Source organism: Klebsiella sp. BIGb0399 (assembly GCF_003752615.1).
GTDB classification, from domain to species: Bacteria; Pseudomonadota; Gammaproteobacteria; order Enterobacterales; family Enterobacteriaceae; genus Klebsiella; species Klebsiella lignicola.
Genome location: NZ_RKHT01000006.1, coordinates 202914 through 226296, shown reverse-complemented (window position 1 = coordinate 226296; position 23383 = coordinate 202914). Strand labels below are relative to the sequence as shown.

Annotated in this window: 21 protein-coding genes and 1 other RNA gene; 7 read left to right on the top strand and 15 right to left on the bottom strand. The window is 55.5% G+C overall.

Features of this window, described 5'->3' with window-relative positions; translation table 11 throughout:
* Positions 1-7 precede the first annotated feature (7 nt).
* Positions 8-1279 (top strand): maltoporin, encoded by a 1272-nt coding sequence (locus EDF82_RS11725; protein ID WP_123755728.1) that lies wholly within the window; start codon positions 8-10, stop codon positions 1277-1279.
* Between the two features lie 167 nt (positions 1280-1446).
* Here EDF82_RS11725 and EDF82_RS11720 read toward each other — a convergent pair whose 3' ends face one another.
* The 6 genes from EDF82_RS11720 to EDF82_RS11695 form a co-directional block, all read right to left on the bottom strand.
* Positions 1447-1761 (bottom strand): glucose PTS transporter subunit EIIB, encoded by a 315-nt coding sequence (locus tag EDF82_RS11720; protein ID WP_123755727.1) that lies wholly within the window; start codon positions 1759-1761, stop codon positions 1447-1449.
* 68 nt (positions 1762-1829) lie between these two features.
* Positions 1830-3887: a beta-galactosidase gene (locus EDF82_RS11715; RefSeq protein ID WP_123755726.1), complete on the bottom strand. Its 2058-nt coding sequence runs from the start codon at positions 3885-3887 to the stop codon at positions 1830-1832.
* A gap of 31 nt (positions 3888-3918) precedes the next feature.
* The gene (locus tag EDF82_RS11710; RefSeq protein WP_123755725.1) at positions 3919-5121 is read right to left on the bottom strand and encodes an arabinogalactan endo-beta-1,4-galactanase; all 1203 of its coding nucleotides are present in this window, start codon (positions 5119-5121) and stop codon (positions 3919-3921) included.
* Between the two features lie 4 nt (positions 5122-5125).
* The gene (locus EDF82_RS11705) at positions 5126-5977 is read right to left on the bottom strand and encodes a sugar ABC transporter permease (protein ID WP_123755724.1); all 852 of its coding nucleotides are present in this window, start codon (positions 5975-5977) and stop codon (positions 5126-5128) included.
* Positions 5978-5987: 10 nt separating this feature from the next.
* Entirely contained in the window at positions 5988-7295 is a 1308-nt protein-coding gene (locus EDF82_RS11700) for a carbohydrate ABC transporter permease (protein ID WP_123755723.1), read from the bottom strand.
* Between the two features lie 111 nt (positions 7296-7406).
* Positions 7407-8639 (bottom strand): maltodextrin ABC transporter substrate-binding protein, encoded by a 1233-nt coding sequence (locus tag EDF82_RS11695; RefSeq protein WP_123755722.1) that lies wholly within the window; start codon positions 8637-8639, stop codon positions 7407-7409.
* Between the two features lie 353 nt (positions 8640-8992).
* Here EDF82_RS11695 and EDF82_RS11690 point away from each other — a divergent pair, with 353 nt between their 5' ends.
* Complete coding sequence (locus tag EDF82_RS11690; RefSeq protein ID WP_123755721.1) at positions 8993-10102, top strand: ABC transporter ATP-binding protein; 1110 nt, start codon at positions 8993-8995, stop codon at positions 10100-10102.
* A gap of 260 nt (positions 10103-10362) precedes the next feature.
* On the top strand, positions 10363-11931 hold the full coding sequence (locus EDF82_RS11685) for an EAL domain-containing protein (protein WP_123755720.1): 1569 nt from the start codon (positions 10363-10365) through the stop codon (positions 11929-11931).
* A gap of 31 nt (positions 11932-11962) precedes the next feature.
* Here the strand turns inward: EDF82_RS11685 and EDF82_RS11680 are convergent, their stop codons facing one another.
* A complete protein-coding gene (locus EDF82_RS11680) occupies positions 11963-12577 on the bottom strand; it encodes a YitT family protein (RefSeq protein WP_123755719.1) in 615 nt (204 codons plus the stop codon).
* Positions 12578-12664: 87 nt separating this feature from the next.
* On the opposite strand from EDF82_RS11680, the gene EDF82_RS11675 reads away from it, so the two are divergent.
* Positions 12665-14092: a PLP-dependent aminotransferase family protein gene (locus EDF82_RS11675; RefSeq protein ID WP_123755718.1), complete on the top strand. Its 1428-nt coding sequence runs from the start codon at positions 12665-12667 to the stop codon at positions 14090-14092.
* A gap of 133 nt (positions 14093-14225) precedes the next feature.
* Here EDF82_RS11675 and EDF82_RS11670 read toward each other — a convergent pair whose 3' ends face one another.
* The 3 genes from EDF82_RS11670 to ffs form a co-directional block, all read right to left on the bottom strand.
* Positions 14226-14441 carry a hypothetical protein gene (locus EDF82_RS11670; RefSeq protein ID WP_123755717.1) on the bottom strand — a complete coding sequence of 72 codons (216 nt, stop codon included), beginning with the start codon at positions 14439-14441 and terminating at the stop codon, positions 14226-14228.
* On the bottom strand, positions 14438-14695 hold the full coding sequence (locus EDF82_RS11665) for a hypothetical protein (protein WP_123756220.1): 258 nt from the start codon (positions 14693-14695) through the stop codon (positions 14438-14440). Before EDF82_RS11665 ends, EDF82_RS11670 begins: the two co-directional genes overlap by 4 nt.
* Before the next feature lie 393 nt (positions 14696-15088).
* Positions 15089-15185: signal recognition particle sRNA small type (gene ffs / locus EDF82_RS11660), an RNA gene on the bottom strand.
* 263 nt (positions 15186-15448) lie between these two features.
* Here ffs and EDF82_RS11655 point away from each other — a divergent pair.
* Together EDF82_RS11655 and EDF82_RS11650 are read left to right on the top strand one after the other, a co-directional pair.
* Positions 15449-15856, top strand: coding sequence for a dTDP-glucose pyrophosphorylase (locus EDF82_RS11655; RefSeq protein WP_123755716.1), 408 nt, complete (start codon positions 15449-15451; stop codon positions 15854-15856).
* A 66-nt stretch (positions 15857-15922) separates the two neighbouring features.
* A complete protein-coding gene (locus tag EDF82_RS11650) occupies positions 15923-16234 on the top strand; it encodes an MGMT family protein (protein ID WP_123755715.1) in 312 nt (103 codons plus the stop codon).
* 39 nt (positions 16235-16273) lie between these two features.
* Here EDF82_RS11650 and EDF82_RS11645 read toward each other — a convergent pair whose 3' ends face one another.
* Complete coding sequence (locus tag EDF82_RS11645; protein ID WP_123755714.1) at positions 16274-16789, bottom strand: YbaY family lipoprotein; 516 nt, start codon at positions 16787-16789, stop codon at positions 16274-16276.
* A 219-nt stretch (positions 16790-17008) separates the two neighbouring features.
* Here EDF82_RS11645 and tesB point away from each other — a divergent pair, with 219 nt between their 5' ends.
* Entirely contained in the window at positions 17009-17872 is an 864-nt protein-coding gene (gene tesB, locus EDF82_RS11640; RefSeq protein ID WP_123755713.1) for an acyl-CoA thioesterase II, read from the top strand.
* A gap of 57 nt (positions 17873-17929) precedes the next feature.
* Here tesB and amtB read toward each other — a convergent pair whose 3' ends face one another.
* The 4 genes from amtB to EDF82_RS11620 form a co-directional block, all read right to left on the bottom strand.
* Positions 17930-19216 carry an ammonium transporter AmtB gene (gene amtB / locus EDF82_RS11635; RefSeq protein ID WP_174508240.1) on the bottom strand — a complete coding sequence of 429 codons (1287 nt, stop codon included), beginning with the start codon at positions 19214-19216 and terminating at the stop codon, positions 17930-17932.
* Between the two features lie 33 nt (positions 19217-19249).
* Positions 19250-19588: a P-II family nitrogen regulator gene (gene glnK, locus EDF82_RS11630; RefSeq protein ID WP_004858743.1), complete on the bottom strand. Its 339-nt coding sequence runs from the start codon at positions 19586-19588 to the stop codon at positions 19250-19252.
* Positions 19589-19830: 242 nt separating this feature from the next.
* Positions 19831-21609, bottom strand: a complete 1779-nt coding sequence (locus EDF82_RS11625) for a SmdB family multidrug efflux ABC transporter permease/ATP-binding protein (protein WP_123755711.1) — start codon at positions 21607-21609, stop codon at positions 19831-19833.
* Positions 21602-23374 carry a SmdA family multidrug ABC transporter permease/ATP-binding protein gene (locus EDF82_RS11620; protein WP_123755710.1) on the bottom strand — a complete coding sequence of 591 codons (1773 nt, stop codon included), beginning with the start codon at positions 23372-23374 and terminating at the stop codon, positions 21602-21604. Before EDF82_RS11620 ends, EDF82_RS11625 begins: the two co-directional genes overlap by 8 nt.
* Positions 23375-23383: the final 9 nt, after the last annotated feature.

Here is a 23383-nt window from a genome sequence, read left to right as displayed (position 1 = left end):
GATTGACATGAACACTACGCTGCGCGCCCTTTCTGTTGCGTTAGCTGCTGCACTGGTTTCTCCCTCGGTGCTGGCCGCTTCCGCCTCTGTTCCTGGCATTGATTTTCATGGTTATCTGCGAGCCGGAGTTGGGGTCTCCGGTGACGGTAGCCAGGCCGAATGGCAAAAGAATAAAATTGGCCGTCTGGGTAACGAATCCGATACCTATGGCGAGCTGGAGTTGGGTTCAGAGGTGTACAAAAAGGACGATGTCAGCTTCTATCTCGACAGCATGGTCAGCATGGTCTCTGACGGGTCTAACGATAACGAATCGACCCTCAACGACGATGCGGAATTTGGCCTGCGCCAGTTAAACCTGCAGATCAAAGGGCTGATCCCAGGGGATCCTAATGCGGTCATCTGGGGCGGTAAACGCTACTACCAACGTCACGATCTGCACATCATTGATACCAAATACTGGAACATCTCCGGCTCCGGCGCCGGTATCGAAAACTACACCGTAGGCCCGGGCGCCGTTTCTCTGGCCTGGATCCGCGGTGACGCCAACGATGTCGATTATCGCGTCGATGGCGACAACGACGTCAATATTAACTATATCGACCTGCGCTATGCGGGCTGGAAACCGTGGTCCGGTTCATGGACGGAGTTCGGTATCGACTACGCTATGCCGAACACCACCAAGAAGCAGGATAGCTACGGCGGGCTGTATGACGCGGATAACGGCGTGATGCTGACCGGTGAAATCAGCCAGGATATGCTCGGTGGCTACAACAAGCTGGTGCTGCAGTACGCTAACAAAGGGCTGGCACAGAATATGGTCTCCCAGGGCGGCGGTTGGTATGACATGTGGAACGAGGTCAACGATGCCACCGGCTATCGCGTCATCAACACCGGCCTGATCCCAATCACCGAAAAATTCTCGATTAACCATGTGCTGACCTGGGGTTCTGCCGACGACATCACCGACTACACCGATAAAACGCGCTTATTCTCGCTCGTGGCGCGCGGCCAGTATCAGTTCACAGACTATGTGCGCCTGATTGGCGAAGTGGGTGGTTTCTACCAGAAAGACAGCTACAAGAACAATACCTCCTACAAGCAAGCCGGCGAGAAATACACGATTGCGCTGGGCCTGGCCGATGGTCCGGACTTTATGTCACGCCCGGAATTACGTATTTTCGCCTCGTATCTTAATGATTCCGAGAACGGTAAACCGTTTGAAGATCAAACTGCCAGCAATACATGGAACTTCGGGGTCCAGGTCGAAGCCTGGTGGTAATCGTTATATTATTTTCTGTACCAGTATTATCTCCACTGTAAGGTCGTAATTACCCTCCGGTAATGATTATTGCCATTGCTATTGCCCGGAATAATGTAATTTGTAGTATGACGGGAATATTGCTTTTCTTTTTGGGATAACTCAGCGTTTGAGTTATCCCTTTTTATTTATTTGCGGCTGGTAAAATGCTCATCCAGCAATTGACGCAGAGCATCAGATTGCTTGCCAAAAATAGCATGAACCTGTTGCCCGAGAATAATAACCCCTAAGGCGCCCTGCTGCTGTAAAGCCTGAGAATCCACGGTTGCCAGGTTATTCACCGTGACCCGCAAACGGGTAATACAGGCATCGACATTCACGATATTCGCTTCTCCGCCGAAGGCCTGAATTAACCCCTGTATTTGCTGTTTCTCGGCGTCATTCAACGGCACCGGTTGACGAGGCGGGGAGAAGTAGTGCAGAAAAGATTTTAAGCTCACCATAGTTCACTCCTGATTAAGTACAGGTAAAAAAAAACCTGCTCCCAGGAGCAGGTTCGGAGAAAGCGTCATTACGCTTTACGACTGAGGACACGGCAATCCCAGGGGGTTAAGGTCAGCGGCGCAGTGATATCGGCGCCGGTCAGACTGTCCTGGTAGCCCTGAGGCAGAGTAACGCTGTGCTGCTGCACGCTATAGTTTTGCAGGAACACGTAGGTCGTTTCGCCATCGGTACGCGCCGTCGCCACTACCGCCGGCGGAAGCTCGCTGTCGATGGCCCGCGGTAGCGCCAGCTCTTTACTGATGGTGGCAAAGAAATCACGCTGGAAGGCCAGATCGTTACGCGATGCCACATGCCAGGCTTTGCCTTTGCCGAAGTGGTTCACGGTGACCGCCGGGCGTCCCGCGTAGAAATCATCCCGGTAGGTCGCCAGCGGCTGTGCGCTTTCAGCATGAATCAGTTCGCACAGATGCCGTACCTGATATGGCCCTTGCAGGCCCCCTTCGTTACCAGCCAGACCCTGCACCAGGTTACGCTCGCCATCGTTCAGGCAGTCAATCTCTTCCGCCCAAATGCCCAGAAGGTTGCGCAGAGGCCCCGGGAAACCGCCAAGATGGCAAAGGTCGGATTCATTCACCACGCCCGTCCAGTAGGTGGTCACCAGATGCCCGCCGTTAGCGACAAACGCCTCGGCCCGTTCAGCAAAGCCATCGCGAACCATATACAGCATCGGCGCAATCACCAGCTGATAGGCGCTGAGATCGCCATCCGCATCAATGACATCGACCGCGATCCCCTGCTCCCAGAAAGGCCGGTAGTGTTCATTGACGGTATTTTCATACTCCATCCCGAGATTGCGCGGCCCCTGAGCATCATCCAGCGCCCAGCGGTTTTGCTGGTCGAAAACGATCGCCACTTTCGCTTCGGTACGACAGCCTACCACGCCGGGTAAGCGGCTGAGCATCTCGCCAAGCTTGCTGACCTCGCGGCCGATACGGGTGTCCAGGTGACCAACATGGTCAATGACCGCACCGTGGAATTTCTCCACCGAACCGCGGCTCTTGCGCCACTGGAAGTACTGCACCGAATCGGCCCCGTGCGCCACCGCCTGCATGGAGGAGAGAATATGCATCCCCGGTTTTTTCAGCTTGCTGGTCGGCTGCCAGTTGGTGGCGCCGGGCGTTGACTCCATCAGGACGAACGGCTTGCCGCCTTTCAGGCTGCGCATCATGTCGTGATACATCGCGGTATAGCAGGCCAGCGCGGTTTCATCTTTATCGCGATGCCACATCGGGTAGCTATCCCAGGAGATGAAGTCCAGCGCCTGCGCCAGCTGCCAGTAGTCGTAATCGTAGAAATACTCCATGAAGTTGGTGGTCACCGGCAGCCCGGCGTTCGCCGCCTTCAGCGGGGCAATTTCATGGCGGCAGAAATCGGTGACCTGCGCCGTGTTAAAGCGACGCCAGTCGAGATTCAGCCCGTGAATAGACACTTCCCCTTGCGGCGCCGGAGATTCAATTTGTGACCAGTCGCTGTAGGTGTGGCTCCAGAAGGTGCTCCACCACGCATGGTTAAGGTTATCGAGCGTCTTATAACGTTCCTTCAGCCAGTCGCGGAAGCGTGCCTGACAACGGTCACAATGACAGTCGCCACCATATTCATTGGAGATATGCCATCCGAGAACGGCCGGATGCTGTGAATAACGCTCTGCCAGCAGGCTATTGATTTTAAAAATCTTCTCCCGATACACCAGCGAAGTCATGCAGTGGTTATGCCGTCCCCCATGCAGCGCCGGTACACGGTCGCGTCCCACCCGCAGCACCTGCGGATAGGCTTGCGACATCCACGCCGGACGGGCGCCGCTCGGCGTCGCCAGAAACACGTGGATCCCGGCGGCATACAGCTTATCCAGAATGCTGTCCAGCCAGCCAAATTCAAATACGCCTTCCTGAGGCTCAAGTTTGGCCCAGCTGAAAATCCCTACCGACATGACATTACAATTAGCCTGCTGCATCATGGCAATATCTTGCTCGATAATATCGGGATAATTCTCCCACTGCTCCGGGTTATAGTCAGCACCATGTAATAGCGCGTTGACCTTTGGGCTCAAAGGCGAAAACTTATTCATAATAAATATCCTGAAATGTCAAACTTTACGATTAATTAAAGACTTTCGCCGATGGCAAAACTTTCCCCTGGCAATCAAATAGCGCCTGGTTTTCCCGGGCATTTCCCTGTTTCCATTCATCATGGATATATTTCATGCCCGCCGGCGTGGCCCAGGTATTTCCCGGAACGGCAATCCAGGTCGGCTCCCAATAAAAAATACCTTTGCCGCGCTGATCGGGAACATCGATAACGGCCTGCATCAGGTCGTGAATATAATTATATTGTCCCTGAATGGTCGCCGGATAACCGCCATCTTTTTCTTCTTTCGCCTGGAAACTATTTTCTGCGTTATCGCAATTATCCAGGGTATAGGCGTAGGCCGCTTCCACGACAATCACATCTTTGTTATAGCGCTTGCTGATATCATCCATATTCGCTTTCAGCGCGCTAATCGGACCGTTCCAGTAGGTGTACATCGACAGGCCAATAATGTCGTAAGGCACATTGCGCTTGCTGATTTCATCGAACCACCAGCGGAAGGTATCGTTCTTGGTGCCTTCCGCCAGATGCAGCATGATTTTCACCTGCTCACCCTGCTTGAGGTTCTCTTTCAGCCCGTCGATTGCCGCATTCAGCAACCCTGCCAGGCGGTCAAATTCGCCACCGCCCTGGCCCCAGCTTTTGCCTTCTGGCCATAGCATGCCGCCGTTGATCTCATTCCCGATCTGCACCATATCCGGCAGGACGCCTTCCTGCTTAAAGCGGGCGATGGTGTCGCGGGTATAATCGTGGATGGCCGTCTTCAGCTGCGGGTAATCCATTTTCTCCCAGGCTTTGGGTTTGTACTGTTTACCCGGATCGGTCCAGAAATCGCTGTAGTGGAAGTCCAGCAGCAGCTTCATGCCCTGGGCTTTAGCCCGTTTCGCCAGCGCCAGGGTCGCCGCCAGATCGTTATCACCACCGCCGTAGCCCTGGCCCTGAGCATCTTTAGGATCGACCCACAGGCGCAGGCGCACATAGTTCACGCCATCGGCTTTCAGGATGGCGATGGGATCCTGCAGCTGATTGTTGTGGTTATAAAATTTTGCCCCGTGCTTTTCGGCATCCAACAGCGTAGAGATATCCGCGCCTTTGATAAAGTCGGCGGGCATCGTAGTAAATGCGCGCGTTTGCAGCGCTTCTGCAGCCAGCACAGCGGGGGAAAAACTGCATGCCAGACAAACAGCAAGCACAGCGGGTGTTAATCTTTTCATGGGGTTATCCTTTTGTACTGCCAGCGGTCAGGCCGGAAACAAAGTATTTTTGTAATGCCAGATAGAGAATCGCCACCGGAACGGCAATCAGCACCGCCCCTGCGGCATAGGTGGTGTAGCTGGCGCCCATTTTCTGTGCGACCAGGTTATAAAGACCGATCGGCAACGTGTATTTGTCCGGGGTACGCAAGATGGTGCTCGACAAAATAAAGTCGCCCAGCGGACCGGTGAAGGAGAACAGCGCCACTACCGCGAGGATCGGTTTTGATAGCGGCATGATGATCTCAAAGAAGATACGGAAGCTGCTGGCACCGTCCATGCGCGCCGACTCATCCAGATCTTTCGGGATCGCATCGAGGTAACCCTTCATCAGCCAGGTATTCATCGGGATCATGCCGCCCACGTAGATCAATACCAGCGCCAGATGGCTGTTAATCAGCCCCAGCAGCTGCGAGAGCACAAAGATCGCAATCAGCGCAGAGAACTGCGGGATCATCTGCAGCAACAGAAACAGCATCAGCCCGTTCTGCCGCCCTTTAAAGCGAAAGCGCGAGAAAGCGTAGGCGGTAAAACTGACGCTGATTAAGGTGAGCACCATGGTCATGAAGCTGATTTTCATCGAGTTCCAGTACCAGGTCAGGTAGTTCACATTACCGTTGAACAGGTCGGCATAGTGCTGGAATGACAGATTCTCGGGAATAATCGAGGTGCTGAGCAGGCTATTGCCGGCATTCAGCGACGCCCCGACCGTCCAGATAAGCGGATAAATAATCACCACCGAGACCAGAATAACAATCAGCCAGGTGAGTGACAGGCGGATCCACTTTTCGCGTTTAATACTGGGTGATTTAGCCATGTGACTTCCCTTACGCCATGTCGTCGTTTTTGAAGGATTTGGTGGCGCGGAACTGCCACAACGCCAGGCCGACGACAAAAATCGACAGCAGAATAGTAATGGTTGCCGCAATGGCATATTGCGAAGAGGACATCGTCAGCTTGTAGATCCACGACACCAGAATATCCGTCCCGCCGGCGTTCGAACCCGCCACCGCTGGCCCACCGTTGTTGAACAAATAGATAATGTTGAAGTTGTTAAAGTTGAAGGTGTACTGGGTGATGATGATCGGCGCAATCGAGTACAGCACCAGCGGCAGAGTAATGGTCCGCAGACGCGTCCAGGCGCTGGCGCCATCCATGGTTGCAGCTTCATACAGATCGTCAGGGATCGCCTGCAACACGCCGGTGGTCATGGCGAACACGAACGGGAAACCTAACCAGGTTTGCATCATGATCAGCGCCGTTTTGGTCCAGAACGGATCGGTCAACCACGCCTTCGGCCCGATGCCAAAGAACGACAGAATCGCGTTGTTAATCACCCCAAACGAGTCGTTGAACATCCCTGCGAACACCAGAATGGTGACAAAGCCCGGTACCGCCCACGGCAGGATAAAAATGGTACGAATCATCGGCTTAAAACGCAGGTCTTTCTGGTTCACGAGGATCGCCAGCAGCACGCCGACGGTACACTGCAGGGTCGTCGCCAGCAGCGTCCACACCACCGTCCACTGCAGGACGTCAAAGAAGGTCGAGCGCCAGATAGAGAGCGTGAAAATATTCACGAAGTTCTTAAAGCCAACCCAGTCCACCAGCTTCGCCGGCGGCGTGTGGTACAGGTTGTAGTTCGTAAAGGCGATAGCAAAACCAAACAGAATCGGGAAAATGACGACGAACACCAGCAGAATAAAGCCGGGGCTAATCATCAGATAAGGGAAGCCGGCGTTTAACAGCATCTGGTACTGTTTGCGGACGCTGTTCAGGGCCACGCCCTCATCGCGCTTTTTGCCGTTCACCCAGGCATCGCGCAGCGAAAGGTAATAGACCAGCAGACCGAAGGCGACGATCAGCACGCTGATGATCCCTTCCGCCAGCAGGAAAATAGAGTTATCCCTCGGCACTTCTTCGCCTAAGGTGTAAAGCCCCCACAGACCTTCCTGCAGGAAGTCATAAAAAATTCCCATGAAACTGCTCAGCAGCACCAGGAAGACAAGCCCCTTCAGCCACTGGCGGTGATAAAACTGGCCAAAACCCGGTACGATAGCCAGCAGCAGACTGCACCACGCATGGCGCCCTGCACCGCGTGCTTCGGCAATATTTTCGCTGGGATTGATAATCACACACCACTCCTTCTGAAAACGGGAGGAGCGCCCCCCGTTTCTTTACCTCTAAGCCCTGATGTTCCGGAAAACAGGCTCGCGCCTGTCACCGGTAAATGACCAACATCGCGATTACTGGTTGCTGGCCTGCATCGCCTCGATCTGCATCTTGATCTGTTTTTCGGCGTTATCGAGCGCCGCTTTCGGATCCTGTTTTCCGGTCAGGCTCAGCTCCAGCGCCGCATTTGCCGGCCCCCACACTTCGCCCATTTCCGGAATGCCCGGCATCGCCGTGGCGCGCGCGGACTGCACCGCGACCGCACTGGCTTTCTCGTCATTCTTGATCAGCGGATCGTCAATCATCGCTTTCAGGGCCGGGATCTCGCCGGTCGCCACATAGCGCGCCTTCACGTACTGAGGCTGGTTGATAAATTCGATAAACTGCTGCGCCAGCGCTTTGTCTTTGCTCCAGGTCGATACCACATAACCTTTCACACCGAGGAACGAGCTCATCGGTTTGCCGTCAGGCAACATCGGCAGCGGCGCGACGCCGTAGTTAATCCCGGCGGCTTCATACGGCTGGAAAGCCCACGGACCGTTGATGACCGCCGCAGCTTTCTTCTCGGTGAATAAGGAATCGATGGCGTTCAGCCCGTTATCGCCGAGGATCCCGGCCGGGAAGACTTTTTCGCTATAGAATTTTTTCAGGAAGGTGACGGCTTCAACCGCGCCGGGTTTATTCAGGCCGACGTCCTGCGGATTAAACCCGCCCTTGTCGTTTTTACCGAAGATATAGCCACCCATCGGGCCAATGGCGCCCCAGCTGTAATAGATCTGATCGAACTTCGCCAGCAGGCCATATTTGTTCTGCGCCCGCTGGGTTTTCGAATAGTCGAACCACGCCTGCAGGCTGTCCAACGGCTTGTCGATCAGGTCTTTGTTGTAAATCAGCACCAGGGTTTCCACCGCTTTCGGCACGCCATACAACACGTTATCCATTCGGAAGGCGTTAATCGAAGCCGGGGTAAAGACCTCCTGCTTATCCGCCGCCAGAGTCAGCGGCGACAACAGCCCCTGCACCACCGCGCCGCCCAACTGGTCGTTAGGGATAACCAGGACGTCAGGACCAATACCGGCAGGGCCATCAAGGCGCAGCTTTTCCAACTGCTGCGCATAAGGCATCTCCTGCAGATTGACCTTAACGTCGAACTGTTTTTCAAAATCGCTTACCGCGGCTTTAATGCCGTCGGATTTTTTTATGTCTTCCCAGACGTTCAGTTGTCCGGCGGCGTGAGCCTGCAGGCTGACGAGCTGTCCGGCGGCCAGCGTAGTGAGGATAAGCGCAGCAAGAGTGTTCTTTTTCATTATCAACCTCATGTGAAGGTATAACAATTTATTGGTTTTTATTCGACATTGCCACTTATCAACATTCCTGAATCTATTCATAAGTGGCGGTTTACAGCGACATAATCAGATCTTCATGATTTGTTATACGCTACGCTTTGAGTGCGAAAAAAACCACCTAAAGCTACCAGTTGTGTGATCATGATTGCAGAAATGAAACATCGGTGTAGGGCACGAAAATACTGGAAGTTATAGTCGTCACATGATTTCAGCGCTGTTGAGCATAGTTCAGTCAGATTGTTACACGTACTACAATCATTTCTGTAACCCTACTCCCAACGGCACATAACGACTACTAACCCCGGGGAATGTTGATGTCCAATATACGACTGAGGAATGTCACCAAACGGTTTGGTGACACCGTGACGCTGCACCAGGTCAATCTTGATATCGAAGACGGTGAATTTGCGGTCTTTGTCGGGCCGTCAGGCTGCGGAAAATCGACCCTGCTGCGCATGATCGCCGGGCTGGAAGATGTCAGCGATGGTGAAGTGTTGATTGGCGATGAAGTCATGAACGACGTGGTGCCTGCCCATCGCGGTGTGGCCATGGTCTTCCAGTCCTATGCTCTCTACCCGCACATGACCGTGGCTGAAAACATGGGCTATGGCCTGAAGGTCAATAAAGTCCCTAAAGATGAGATCCGTCGTCAGGTCGAAATGGTCGCCAAAACGCTGCAGCTAACCCACCTGCTGGATCGCAAACCCAAACAGCTCTCAGGCGGCCAGCGCCAGCGCGTGGCAATCGGCCGCGCCATCGTGCGCAACCCGCGGGTCTTCATGTTTGATGAACCGCTCTCTAACCTCGATGCCGAACTGCGCGTCGAGATGCGCCTGCACATTGCCAAACTGCACCATGAACTGAAAACCACGATGGTGTATGTCACTCACGATCAGGTTGAAGCCATGACCCTGGCCGATAAAATCGTGGTGATGAACTACGGGAAAGTCGAGCAGATGGGCTCGCCGATGTCGCTGTACTACAACCCGGTCAATAAGTTTGTCGCGGGATTTATCGGCTCGCCCAAGATGAACTTCCTGCCTGCCACCGTAACCGCGTGGCAGCCGGGACAGCTCACCGTACAAATGGCACAGCAGCACAGCCTGACGCTGAATATCACCACCACGCCGTTACAAGCAGGCGATGCGGTGACGCTGGGGATCCGCCCGGAACACCTGTCAACCGACGTCAACAGCGGTACGGTGGTGGAGTTTCAATGCGAAGTGGTGGAACGTCTGGGGAATAACACCTATCTGTTCGGCCAGTGTTACGGCCATGACAACGTCAAAATTCTGCTGCCCGGCGACGTCCATTTCCGCCCATGGCAGAAAATCGACGTTGCGTTCGACGACCGCTTCTGTATGGTCTTTGATGAAAGCAATCAGCGCATCAGCGCTGATATCACGGCCCCGGATGCGCATTAACAACATCTGGTTGTCATGAACCGCTTTTACACTGATGTCGGGTGCTGGTAGCCATTGCTGCCAGCATGCCAGCCACAGCCCTCGTTTTACTCCGTGTCGCTCATTGCCTCGAACGCTGCGGATCATCCACTGTTTGCCCGATATCATCGTCATAAGTGATTCGGGCATTTTTTAAATGTAATATTAATTACCTCTCGCCTGCTAGCTTTGCCAACTATCGGATATACTCAACAAACCCCCAATAATATAAGGATATGCGCATGACGACCCGGAATCTGGTGAGTCTGGTTACCGGGGTGTTGATTGTCGCCATTATTTTGCCTATTGCCTTAAGTATCTGGCTGGCAACCAATCAGGCAAAAACGCTGTTTTATTCCGAGCTGGATAACTACTCTTCACGGGTGCTGACCCGCATCCAGCAGGTCGCCAATCAGGCCAGAGAAGCGTTACAGGAAGCCAATGCCTACAGCGGACCCCGCTGCAGCCCGCAGCATCTGCTCACCATGCGCCGGATTGCCTATACCCACCGCTATGTGCGGGAAATTCTGTGGCTTAAAGACTCGATTCCACAATGCTCTTCCCTTGAAGATTACAGCCTGCCCGCTATTTTCCCGGCGCCCGATCACGTGACCGCCGATGGCTATCACGCCTGGCTCACCTCGGTGAGCGATCTTGGCCTGAAACATAAGATGACGGCACTCGGCAGCAAAAACCATATCGTGATGATCGACCCGGCATCGTTTATCGATATCATTCCCCTGGGCCAGGATAATATTAATGCGGTGCTGTTTGGCCTGGTGAATAAGCAGGTGGTGACCAGCAGCACTACGCCCTCACCAGCAGCCTGGGAGAAAATCCAGCGGCTGGAGAGCAAAACGCTCACCATCAACGACACCGTCTATCGCCTGCACCCCATTCCTGAACTGGGACTGGCTATCGCCACCTGGTCATCGACGCTGCCGCTGCAGGAAAAGTTTCGCCATCAGTTGATGCTATGGCTGCCTATCGGCTTGTTTATCAGCCTGATCGCCGCCTATTTGCTGCTGCGCCTACTGCGGACCCTGCGCTCGCCGCGCTATGGCATGTTGGATGCGCTTCACTCCAATGCCATTCTGGTCCATTACCAGCCGATCGTCGCACTGAAAGATGGCAAAATCATCGGCGCCGAAGCGCTGGCCCGCTGGCAGCAGCCCGACGGCAGCTTTTTATCGCCGGACATTTTTATCCCCCTGGCCGAACAGACCGGGCTAATCACCCACTTAACAGAAGATATCGTCCGCAAGATTTTTACCGACCTCGGGCCATGGCTGCATAATCAGCCGGACCTGCACATCTCAATCAACCTCTCGGTGGATGATTTGCGCTCCCCAAGGTTGCCCAAACTGATGCAGCAGCAGCTTGAACAATGGAAAATTGCTCCGTCGCAAATCGCCCTTGAACTGACGGAACGCGGCTTCATCGATCCCGCCACTACCCTGCCGGTGATCGCCCGCTATCGCCAGCTGGGGCACAGCGTGTCGATCGATGATTTTGGCACCGGGTATTCCAGCCTGAGCTACCTGCAAAAACTGGATGTCGATACGCTGAAAATTGATAAATCCTTCGTCGACGCCCTCGAGTACAAACCGCTCACGCCGCATATTATCAAGATGGCGAAGGCCCTGAATCTGGTGACCATTGCCGAAGGCGTTGAAACCCAAAGCCAGCGGGACTGGCTGTGCGAGCACGATGTTCTCTACGCTCAGGGCTGGTTGTACAGCCCGGCCTTACCGAAGGATGAGTTTATCCAGTGGGCGGAAAATAACCTCAAAATGTACCGATTCTCCTGAGGTCATTACCTTTCCCGACAGTGGCCTCGTATCAAGAGGCCACTTCGCCACGACTGACCGCTGGTTCTGGCCGTACCGGCTGACGGAACCACGGCAGACACAGCTGGATCAGCGGGCCGATCGTTAAGGCATACAGCACGGTTCCGACCCCGAAAGTCCCGCCCATCGCCCAGCCAATGACCAGCACCGACACTTCAATCGCCGTGCGGATCCCACGTAAAGACCAGCCAGTACGGGCATGTAATCCGGTCATCAGTCCGTCGCGAGGTCCGGGACCAAAACCGGCACCAATATACATCCCGGTCGCCAGGGCATTCATGACGATAGCGCCCACCAGCATCAGGCTACGCACCACCAGCGAATCCAGCGGCGGCAGAACGGCAAGCGTGGCGTTGGCCGCCAGGCCCAGCACGATGACGTTGCTGATGGTCCCCAGCCCCGGCATCTGGCGCAGCGGGATCCACAGCAGCAGCACCGCGGCGCCGGTCAGAATCATCACCGTGCCAAAATCGAGACCAAACTGCTTGCCGACGCCGAGGTGAAACACATCCCACGGATCGGCACCGAGATTGGCATGAACAAACAACGCGGTCGACACGCCGTACAGGACCAGACCGACATAAAGCTGCACTAATCGACGTAACATTTTTTACCTCTGGATGATTGCGGACGGTTCCATCATCGATAAAAATGGATTGATAATTAATGGCCAGTTTTGGAAAAGTGGATCGCTATGGTTTCTCGTCGCTTTGGTACGCAATCTCTGGTTCGTCTGCTGGGCCACTGGCAGGCGCCTGCTGGTCGAACGCCGCTCTGGCGTCAGCTGGCGGAGGCCCTGCGCCTGCTGATCCTCGATGGTCGCCTGACCCTCGAAACGCGCCTGCCCGGTGAACGCGAGCTGGCCAGCGCCCTGAACGTCAGCCGCACCACCGTTGCCAGCGCGCTCGGCCAGCTGCGTGAAGAGGGCTTTCTTTACAGCCGCCAGGGCAGCGGTTCGCGCATCGCGCTGCCGGAACGTGCTGGCGCTGTGGAAGATGTCGCCTTCCGCCCGTCCTCGATAAATCTGGCAACCGCCGCCCTGAGTGCCGGACCGGAGATCCACCAGGCTTACCAGCAGGCGTTAACCGTGATGCCGCAGCACCTCGGGAATACCGGTTACGATCAGCATGGACTACAGGTCTTACGTGAGGCCATCGCCCACCGCTACGGCGAACGAGGACTGCCTACCCGCAGCGATGAAGTGATGATCGTCAACGGCGCGCTGAGCGCTTTTGCGCTGGTTTTACGGCTGCTGACCGGGCCAGGCGACCGGGTTGTGGTCGACGCTCCGACCTATCCCATGGCCATCAGCGCCATTCAGGGCGCCTCCTGCCGGCCGGTTGGCGTCGCTCTGCCGCAGCAGGGTTGGGACTGCGACGGCCTGGCGGCGACCATCGCCCAAACCGCCCCGCGCCTGGCCTGGCTAATGCCTGATTTTCACAATCCCACCGGCCGCTGCATGGACAGCGCCACCCGTCAGCGGGTCGCCGATATCGCGGCGCAAACGCGCACCACGTTGGTGGTCGACGAGACGATGGTCGATTTGTGGTACAACGCCCCACCGCCGCCGCCGCTGGCAACCTTCAACCCCGATGCGCCGGTGATTACCATTGGTTCTGCAGGAAAAAGTTTCTGGGGAGGATTACGTATTGGCTGGATCCGCGCCTCTTCACGAACCATCGCCTCGTTAATGCAGGCCCGTGATTCGCTCGATCTTGGTACACCGCTGCTTGAGCAACTGGCCTGTAGCTGGTTACTGGACCATGAGAAGGCGTTGCTGCCCGCGCGCCGGGAGATGCTCGCCGCACGCCGCGATATGTGCAGCGCGCTGATGACGGAGTTTTTCCCGCACTGGCGCTTTTCATCACCGGAAGGCGGGCTTTCGTTTTGGGTCGAATTACCGGGGATGCTGGCGACGCAGTTCTCGGCCAGGGCAGAAAGTCATGGGATTCATATTGGTACCGGCACGCGGTTCGGTCTGGCGGGCGCCTTCGATCGCTATTTGCGTTTGCCCTTCACCCTGGCGGATGAGGAGTTGCGCAGTGCTTTTACGACGCTACAGCCATTGTGGGCGGGAATTTCACAACAGAATGAAAATACAAGAATGCGGAAAATAATATAATAAAATATCGACGGGCTGGCATCAGCCCGTCGAAAAGTCATCATCCATGACGCATTTGAGATGTTTTTTATAAATTGCACTTCATCATGTCAGGACTATATGTCAGCCCGATGACACCGATGAATGAATGTCATTAATGCTGGCGTGGAATAGGAAAACTTTTTAACGAGATAATAAACCCATCTTCATCTTTCTTAATTTTGGCTCCGGTGTCACACCAGTCGGAGGCAATGCGAAAAAACTCATCACTACCGATATTCCAGTTGAGGCGAACATGCTTAACATACCCTGAACGTAACATGTCGCAGGCTTCGCTGTAGTTGCTGGCTGTAGAGAGTTGTTGTTTCATTTTTTCTTCTTCAGAATTTTTCTTAACGCTTTGATTTCTTTAGGGGTTAATGGAGAAGTTTCTTCTTCGGTATGCTGACTATCAATATCTTCTTCCGAAACCCCCGCCTCGTCTGCCGAATCTGCTGTTTGGAAAGCCAGCAGCAGCAGTTTCTCCGTTGCAGTACCCAGGTTCTCGTTATTTACTTCCGCGTAATGACGCAGCTTTTCTTTTAACTCTGCATCAATTTTTACGTTTAATACGACTGTGGTCATCGCCATGCTTCCCGTGCAAAAAAATTTACAATAATTAATACACGAAGTTAACAAACCGATCCAGAGATATATTTCAGACTTGTTACCTGGTAGTAATTAGCGTAATTAATTTGCCCGTTATTTGTGACATGAAAATGACATTAATATTTCAATAACATTGCAGAAATATGACATATATCTTTAAAGAATAAAAATTAGTGGTGTTTAGAAGTAATAGTGAGCGGTAATGGTACAGCCGCAGCGGGGGCATCAGGAGAACGAAAGCGTTGCAGGCCTCTGCACGCCAGCATCGTGCGACAAAAAAGGGGCGCAGACCGGGCGTTGTTGTGGCGTTCGGGTATCATTGAATGAAAATGAAAAAAAACAGCGGGGATCCCCAGAATTGGGTGGGGGCCCTGCCAGCTACATCCCGGCACACACGTCGTCTGCTCTGGCTGCTTCCTTCCGGATCTGACCTGGTAAACAGAGTAGCGTTGCGGGAGAACCAACAGGGCCCCCATTGAGAGCGTTGTTATCCAACGCGCTGGCGCATTATCCCTACTGCACCGGTGAATTGCAAGCTAACGCCGACCGGATGCTGGTTTATTGTGCAACGCCAGGCTCATCGCCCGATGCGACCAGGTTCTGCCAGGGCGATCGGGCAGAGATCAAGGTATTGCGAGCGTTATCGCAGTACATTTCCCTGTATGCATCCATACTGACAGCATGGAATAACAGGTTTATTAATCAATATTTTATCTCAATGGTAATGGCATGAGCGAATCACCGCGTTTTACAACGACTCTGGCGATGCCAGAGATTGACGGCGTCACCCTCTCCTTTCAGGGGCTACATTATCTGCGCCCGGAACTGATGCTGGATTTTGTCAGCGTGAGCAGCGGCACTCTGCTGGCCATCACCCCGGTTGCGCTGCTCTATTCCACGGTCGGTGTCCTGCAACGCCTGGATTTGCGCAAGCTGCCTATCGAGGTCAGCGGTCGCGTCATATACCCCATCAGCTCTCAGCAACTTCCTTCTCTACGAGCAAAACTGATTATCAATGGTCAGTCCCGACGGCTGAAGTTTTTTGAAAGCCTGGTCGCCATGACCCCGGATGACAACGTCCACGGCATGCAGATCCTCGGCCTGTCACTCGATTTCACTATCGCGAAACCGCCATAATGCCCGTCCCTGTACAGCCACTCTGCCAACGCTTATCCTGACCCTTTCCCGGTAACAGGACCAACAATGGATTCTCACGATACATTTCCCCGACGGGTCTGGCAGATTGTGGCCTCTATTCCGGAAGGCTACGTCGCCACCTACGGCGATATTGCCCGACTGGCAGGCTCACCACGCGCCGCGCGTCAGGTGGGCGGCGTACTCAAACGGCTGCCCGAAGGCTCAACGCTTCCTTGGCACCGGGTCGTCAATCGCCACGGCGATATTTCGCTTACCGGCCCGGATTTGCAGCGCCAGCGTCAGGCGCTGCTGGCGGAAGGCGTGCAGGTATCCGGCAGCGGCCATATTGAGCTGCAACACTATCGCTGGGTTTACTGAAGACAAAAAAATGCCCCTGAACAGGGGCGTGTGTAGAGGTTACTGTGCGGTCGTTGAACTGGTGTCGTTGGCAACCGGAACGGCGGTATGTTGCACCGGAACCAGCAGCAGGCCGGCGCGATTCCCTCCCTGAGTCACCACCGTTTGTACGGTATCGGTGATAAACATCAGCTGACCATTCACCGTAATTGCCGAACTCAACAAAATACGCGCATTCGGCTTAATGTCCGCCTGGTTATACGGCAGGACAAAGTTATACGGCGGCTGTTTACCTTCGGTACGTACCGCTTTCTGCGCCAGGACCTGTGCCGGGGCATCGGCCAGAGAAGCATCAGCCAGCGTGACCGTCAGTACCGCATCCGGCGGTAGTGCCACTTTTTGCCGGATAGAGATGGTGCCTGAAACATTAGGCTGCTGCTGAGAAGCGTTCAGCGAGGCAATGCCATAAGGATCGGGGGCAGCAGCTGCATTGGTCGTCGAGGCGCTGTGATTATTCGCGCAGGCGGTCAGTGTAGCGGCAACAGCTAAAGCACTAAACATATAGGCAAATTTCATTATGTTCTCCTTTTCATCCCTTTATCTACAGGAGTATGTCCGGCCGACTGGCGAGCAGGAACATTTGTATCGTGCATAAGTGTGGCACAGATCTCAGTTATCTTCCTGCAAATGACCCTTTATTCAGATTATTGAACCCATCGGACCACTTGCGATTCCAGGTTATACTTGCCCTCAATACGCGCTGCGCGATGCAGTTATCACTGATTGAGGATAAATATGAGTCAGGCATTAACCAATCTGCTGGCATTGTTGAATCTGGAAAAAATTGAAGAAGGGTTATTCCGCGGGCAGAGTGAAGATCTGGGGTTACGTCAGGTGTTTGGCGGCCAGGTCGTCGGTCAGGCGCTGTACGCCGCCAAAGAAACCGTGCCTGCCGAACGCTTGATCCACTCGTTTCATAGCTATTTTCTGCGCCCTGGCGATAGCCAGAAACCGATTATTTATGACGTCGAAGTCCTGCGCGACGGCAACAGCTTCAGCGCCCGTCGGGTGGCGGCGATTCAGAACGGTAAGCCGATTTTCTATATGACCGCCTCTTTCCAGGCGCCAGAGCCGGGCTACGAACACCAGAAATCCATGCCGGCCGCCCCGTCGCCGGAAGGACTGCCGTCCGAAACGGATATCGCCCGCAAGCTGGCCCACCTGCTGCCGCCGCAGGCCAAAGATAAGTTCCTCAGCGATAAACCGCTGGAGATCCGCCCGGTAGAGTTTCATAACCCGCTGAAGGGCCACGTGGCAGAACCTACCCGCCAGGTGTGGTTCCGTGCCAACGGCGCGGTGCCGGAAGATATCCGTATCCACCAGTCTCTGCTGGGCTACGCTTCAGACTTTAATTTCCTGCCGGTGGCCCTGCAGCCGCACGGTGTCGGCTTCCTTGAGCCGGGCATGCAGGTCGCGACGATCGACCACTCCATGTGGTTCCATCGCCCGTTCAATATCAACGAATGGTTGCTGTACAGCGTTGAAAGCACCTCAGCTTCCAGCGCTCGCGGCTTTGTGCGCGGCGAGTTTTATACCCAGGATGGCACCCTGGTGGCGTCAACGGTGCAGGAAGGGGTCATGCGCAATCGTAACGCGTGATCATAAAAAAAGCCTCCCATCGGGAGGCTTTGCTACTACAGGAGACAACTCAAATTATCAGGCGTTGTACGCGTTCTCGCCATGGCTGTTGACGTCCAGCCCTTCGCGTTCCTGCTCTTCCGGTACACGCAGACCCACGGTCATGTCAGCCACTTTGTAGCCGATGTAGGCCACAATACCGGACCACACGATGGTGATAGCGATACTTTCCAACTGAACCAGCAGCTGATGGCCCATGGTGACGCCTTCTGCGTAGCCCACGCCGCCCAGAGAGGTGGCAGCAAAGATACCGGTCAGAATACAGCCCACGATGCCGCACACGCCATGTACGCCAAAGACGTCGCAAGGGTCATCGACACGTAACCAGCGTTTCAGCACGGTGACGCCCCACAGACCAGCAAGACCAGAAGCGATACCCACAATCAGTGCGCCGCCGACGCCGATGTAACCACATGCCGGCGTGACACCAACCAGACCCGCGATAGCACCGGAACACGCGCCCAGCAGGGACGGTTTACCACGCGTAACCCATTCGCCGAAGGTCCAGGCCAGAATCGCGCCAGCGGTCGCAACCACGGTGTTGACGAAGGCCAGGGCGGCAATTTCGTTCGCCGAGCTTGCAGAACCGGCGTTAAAGCCAAACCAGCCGACGTAGAGGATTGCCGTACCGGTGAAGACCATTGGCAGGTTATGTGGTTTAAACGCTTCTTTGCCGAAGCCAACGCGTTTGCCCATCATATAAGCACCGACCAGCCCGGCGACCGCAGCGTTGATATGCACGACGGTACCGCCGGCGAAATCCAGTGCACCATGCGTTGCCAGCAGACCACCACCCCAGACCATATGCGCAATCGGCACATAGGAGAGGGTCATCCACACCACCACGAAAATCAGCACCGCGGAGAAGCGAATACGCTCAGCCAGCGCGCCGACAATCAGGCCAACGGTGATACAGGCAAAGGAGCCCTGGAACGCCACGTGAATGTACTGATAGAAAGAGCCCATCAGCGCTTTCAGTTCGATATTTTTCAGCATCACCCAGTCAAAGCTGCCGAAGAAGCTGCCGCCGGTCCCGAAGGCCAGCGTGTAGCCATAAACTACCCATAATACGCACACCAGCGCAAAGGTAACGATCACCTGCGTCAGCATTGAGAGCACGTTCTTGCCGCGAATCAGGCCGCCGTAAAACAGCGCGATGCCCGGAATTGTCATAAACAGCACCAGCGCGGTGCAAATCATCATGAAGGCGTTGTCGGCTTTATCTGCCACTGCCGGTGCGGCCATCGCCAGCCCCGGAAGAAGTGCCAGCGCACCCAGACCCGTTTTCAATGTTGCTATTTTCATTTTCTCGATCCCCATCACTGTGTGGTCTGGTCGTTACAGTGCCGCTTCGTCGGCTTCGCCGGTGCGGATGCGAATAACGCGTTGCAGTTCGGCGACAAAAATTTTGCCATCGCCAATTTTTCCGGTGTAGGCCGCTTTACTAATGACATCAACGACCTCATCAAGCTGATCGTCGGCAATCGCGACGTCAATCTTCACTTTTGGCAGAAAATTGACGCTATATTCGGCACCACGGTACAGCTCAGCATGACCCTTTTGACGGCCAAACCCTTTTACCTCAGTGACCGTAAGGCCCTGAATGCCGATGGAAGATAACGCTTCACGCACATCTTCCAGTTTGAATGGTTTGATTACCACGGTAACCAGCTTCATAAGTCCCCTCCGCTCAGAATTCGTAATGGCAGCAGCTAACACACAGGGAATAAAGCAAGGGCTATGCCAGAAATGAAAAAGGACCGCATAGCGGCCCTTTTCACATCGAAAAGACGAGAATGGAGGAAGAATGCCTCAGAAAAGCATCCGTTTCGGCCAAAAATGCACCACAACAGTGCATGTCGCGTTGCATTTTTGCACCACATTTATTCGCCACAAAACCACTGCCTGTTTATGGTGCATCAGGCGGTCAGCGACTCTTCCTGGGCGCTGGCGGCCAGCTCTTCGCCGGCCAGCTGCAGCTGATACATCTGCCAGTAACGCCCTTTTGCCGCCAGCAGTTGCTGATGATTGCCACGCTCAACGGCCTGCCCGCGATGGAGCACCAGAATGGTATCAGCCTCCACGATCGTTGACAGGCGATGCGCGATCACCACCAGGGTGGTGTGCTGGCGAACTTTTGCCAGCGCCTGCTGAATCGCCTGCTCGGTACCGGAATCGATGTTTGCCGTCGCCTCATCGAGAATCAGTATCTGCGGGGTATCCACCAGCACTCGCGCCAGCGCCAGCAGCTGTTTCTGCCCCACGGAGAGGTTATTCCCCTGCTCGCCCAGCTGGGTGTAGATCCCGTTATCCATACTGCGCGCCAGCTCCGCCAGCTGCACCGACTCCAGCGCCTCCCAGACCAGCTCCTCGCTGATGTCGCGGCCCAGGGTGACGTTGGCATAAAAGGTATCGGCCAGCACCACCGGATCCTGCTGCACCATCGCCACGCCCTGGCGCAAAGCGCTGTGGCTTAACGAGGCGAGCGGACGCCCGTCGATGCGGATCTCCCCTCGGGTCAGCGGATAGTAGCCCATCATCAGGCTGGCCAGCGTGCTTTTCCCGCTGCCGGTATGGCCCACCAGCGCCACAAAACCACGGGAAGGGATCTCCAGATTAATCTCTTTCAGCACCAGCCGATCGCCGCGGTAGGCAAACGACAGATCCTCGATTGATACCCTGCCGCTGCGCAGCGGGGCATTATCCTGCCCCCACGCCTGGCGCGGGCGATCCATCAGTTCGAACACTCGCTCGCCGGCAACGACCGCCTGCTGGAGCATCGACTGCTGCGTCGTCAGCTCGATCAGCGGTTCATTCAGGCGCCCAAGGTAGCTGATAAAGGCATACAGCACCCCGACTTCAATCGTGCCGACGGAACTGAAGCCAAACAGCATCAGCAGCCCGCAGAGCACCAGGGTTGAGAACAGGCTCAACAGCGGGCGCAGGAGAAAACCGTCAAGGCGCAGCGTCTGCATCCGCGCCAGATAGTGAGCATGGCTGGCTTCACGCATCCGTTCGCCGAACCGCGCCTGCTGGCGGAACTGCTGGATGACGCCCATGCCGTTAATCACTTCATTAAAGCCATCGTTGATATCCGCCAGCCATGCGCGAACCCGGCGCACGATAGGCGTGCTGTAGCGTTGATAAATCAGCATGACAATCAACACCGCCGGGAAGATGGCCAACGCCACCAGCGCCATGCGCCAGTCGAGGCTGAACATCGCCACCAGCATCGCGCCAATCAGTGCGGCGCTGCGCAGCACGGTCGCCACCACGGTCACATAGAGGTCGCGAATCACTTCGGTGTCGTTGGTCACGCGGGAGATCAGTTGCCCCACCGGCTGGGTATCAAATTCGCTGAGCGGCTGGCGCAGCGCGGCATCCATCACATCGCTTCGTAGCTGCTGCACCACGCCGACGGCGGCACGGTTAAACAGCAGCGACTGGTTATAGTGCAGGGTCGCCGCGAGGATCTGTAATCCAAGGTAGGCCACCGCCAGACCGCAAACCAGCTTCAGCGGCAGCGAGTTCTTCGCCACCATATTATCGATAAAATAGCTGATCAGCAGCGGACCGCTGACCTCGGCCGCGGCGGCAATCCACATCATCACCACCGCAATAATCAGCGGTTTACGCCACGGAGAACCGTAGGCCAGCAGGCGTTTTAAGGTGGGCCAGAGTTCGGCAAAACTACGCATCGGTGGCCTCCTCATGTTCCTGCGGCGCATCGTCAAGCGCCGCTTCCAGTTGCTGATAACGATACATATCGCGGTACCAGCCGGGTTGAGCCGCCAGTCCGTCATGGCGACCGCGCTGGACGATATGTCCGTGCTGCATCACCAGGATTTCGCTGGCTTCCGTTAAGGCTGACAGACGATGGGCGCTGATGATCACCGTACGCCCTTCTCCCCACTGTCGTAGGTTATGCAGGATCTGGTGCTCCGTCCGGCCGTCCACCGCCGACAGCGCATCATCCAGAATCAGGATCTCCGCCTCCAGCAGCAGCGCGCGAGCAATCGAAATACGCTGTTTCTGCCCACCGGAGAGCATCACGCCGCGTTCGCCCACTTCCGTTTCATATCCCTGAGGCAGACGCAAAATATCGTCGTGTACGCTGGCTAACCGCGCCGCACGTTCTATTTGCTCCGGCGTCGCATCAGGCCTGCCGAGCGCGATGTTATTAGCGACGGTATCGGAAAACAGAAACGGCGTCTGGTTAACTACCGCCAGCCGGGCGCGCCAGCTATCGAGCTGCAGCCGGGTCAGGGGAATATCATGAAAACGAATATCCCCCTGGGTGACATCAAAGTGACGTTGGATCAGCGCCAGGATGGTGCTTTTTCCCGAGCCGGTTGGCCCGCAGATGCCCAGCATCTGCCCTGGCTGGAGCACAAAGTTCACCTTTTCCAGTGCAGCTTTATGCGCCTGCGGATAGACAAACTCGCGCACCGCAACATTCAATACGCCGCGGCCTTCAGGCACCTGTTCGCTGCCATCGTTGACGGTCGGCGCCTCTTCGAGCATCGTGCGGATGCGGCTATAGGCCGCGCTGCCGCGCTCAACAATGTTAAACATCCACGCCAGCGCCAGCATCGGCCAGATCATCAGCCCGAGGTACATCACAAAGCTGGTTAACTGACCGAGCGTCATGCTGCCCTGCAACACCATCCAGCTCCCGCCGCCGATCGCCAGCAGATTCGCGGTGCCAATGGCGATATAAATCGTCGGGTCAAAGCGCGCATCAATGCGCGCCACGCGCATGTTTTTCTTTCCGGTGTCCGCAGCATCGGCAGAGAACTGCGCCGACTGGCGGTCTTCAAGACCAAAGGCTTTGATCATGCGGATACTGGTCAGGCTTTCCTGGGTTCGGTCGTTCAGACTGGAGAACGCCGCCTGGGCAACGCGGAAACGTTCATGCAACGCATCGCCGTTGCGCTTAATCACCAGCGCCATCACCGGCATCGGCAGCAGCGCCAGCAGCGTGAGCTGCCAGCTGATCTGCGTCGACATCACGATGAACACCGCGCAGCCCATCACCAGCGAGTCGACCAGGGTCAACACCCCCTCACCTGCGGCGAATACCACCCGGTCAACGTCGTTGGTCGCGCGCGCGATCAGATCCCCGGTACGGTGGCGCAGGTAAAAAGCGGGATGCTGGCGGCTGAGCTGGCGATAAAAGTCTTCCCGCAGCTCCACCGCCAGCTGATAGGACGCACCGAACAGCAGTACGCGCCAGACGTAGCGCAGCAGATAGACCATCACCGCGATCAGCACTAACGAGCCGATCCACAGCCAGATCGTCCCGGCGCTAAAATGTTGTCTGGTGACGCCATCGACCACGATCCCCACCACTTTCGGTGGGATCAGTTGTAAAATGGCGATAATGATCAGCAAGGCAATGGCACCGAGATAGCGGCGCCACTCCCGGCGGAAGTACCAGCTGAGTTGGGCAAATAATCGCAAGCAGTAGAA

Bases quoted from the DNA above. Each gene is read 5' to 3' on its own strand.
- EDF82_RS11690 (WP_123755721.1), top strand. From the start codon at position 8,993: ATGTCCAATATACGACTGAGGAATGTCACCAAACGGTTTGGTGACACC.
- EDF82_RS11675 (WP_123755718.1), top strand. From the start codon at position 12,665: ATGGTTTCTCGTCGCTTTGGTACGCAATCTCTGGTTCGTCTGCTGGGC.
- EDF82_RS11705 (WP_123755724.1), bottom strand. From the start codon at position 5,977: ATGGCTAAATCACCCAGTATTAAACGCGAAAAGTGGATCCGCCTGTCA.
- EDF82_RS11645 (WP_123755714.1), bottom strand. From the start codon at position 16,789: ATGAAATTTGCCTATATGTTTAGTGCTTTAGCTGTTGCCGCTACACTG.
- EDF82_RS11625 (WP_123755711.1), bottom strand. From the start codon at position 21,609: ATGCGTAGTTTTGCCGAACTCTGGCCCACCTTAAAACGCCTGCTGGCC.
- tesB (WP_123755713.1), top strand. From the start codon at position 17,009: ATGAGTCAGGCATTAACCAATCTGCTGGCATTGTTGAATCTGGAAAAA.
- EDF82_RS11665 (WP_123756220.1), bottom strand. From the start codon at position 14,695: ATGACCACAGTCGTATTAAACGTAAAAATTGATGCAGAGTTAAAAGAA.
- EDF82_RS11710 (WP_123755725.1), bottom strand. From the start codon at position 5,121: ATGAAAAGATTAACACCCGCTGTGCTTGCTGTTTGTCTGGCATGCAGT.
- EDF82_RS11650 (WP_123755715.1), top strand. From the start codon at position 15,923: ATGGATTCTCACGATACATTTCCCCGACGGGTCTGGCAGATTGTGGCC.
- EDF82_RS11685 (WP_123755720.1), top strand. From the start codon at position 10,363: ATGACGACCCGGAATCTGGTGAGTCTGGTTACCGGGGTGTTGATTGTC.
- EDF82_RS11670 (WP_123755717.1), bottom strand. From the start codon at position 14,441: ATGAAACAACAACTCTCTACAGCCAGCAACTACAGCGAAGCCTGCGAC.
- glnK (WP_004858743.1), bottom strand. From the start codon at position 19,588: ATGAAGCTGGTTACCGTGGTAATCAAACCATTCAAACTGGAAGATGTG.
- amtB (WP_174508240.1), bottom strand. From the start codon at position 19,216: ATGAAAATAGCAACATTGAAAACGGGTCTGGGTGCGCTGGCACTTCTT.
- EDF82_RS11680 (WP_123755719.1), bottom strand. From the start codon at position 12,577: ATGTTACGTCGATTAGTGCAGCTTTATGTCGGTCTGGTCCTGTACGGC.
- EDF82_RS11715 (WP_123755726.1), bottom strand. From the start codon at position 3,887: ATGAATAAGTTTTCGCCTTTGAGCCCAAAGGTCAACGCGCTATTACAT.
- EDF82_RS11695 (WP_123755722.1), bottom strand. From the start codon at position 8,639: ATGAAAAAGAACACTCTTGCTGCGCTTATCCTCACTACGCTGGCCGCC.
- EDF82_RS11655 (WP_123755716.1), top strand. From the start codon at position 15,449: ATGAGCGAATCACCGCGTTTTACAACGACTCTGGCGATGCCAGAGATT.
- EDF82_RS11725 (WP_123755728.1), top strand. From the start codon at position 8: ATGAACACTACGCTGCGCGCCCTTTCTGTTGCGTTAGCTGCTGCACTG.
- EDF82_RS11720 (WP_123755727.1), bottom strand. From the start codon at position 1,761: ATGGTGAGCTTAAAATCTTTTCTGCACTACTTCTCCCCGCCTCGTCAA.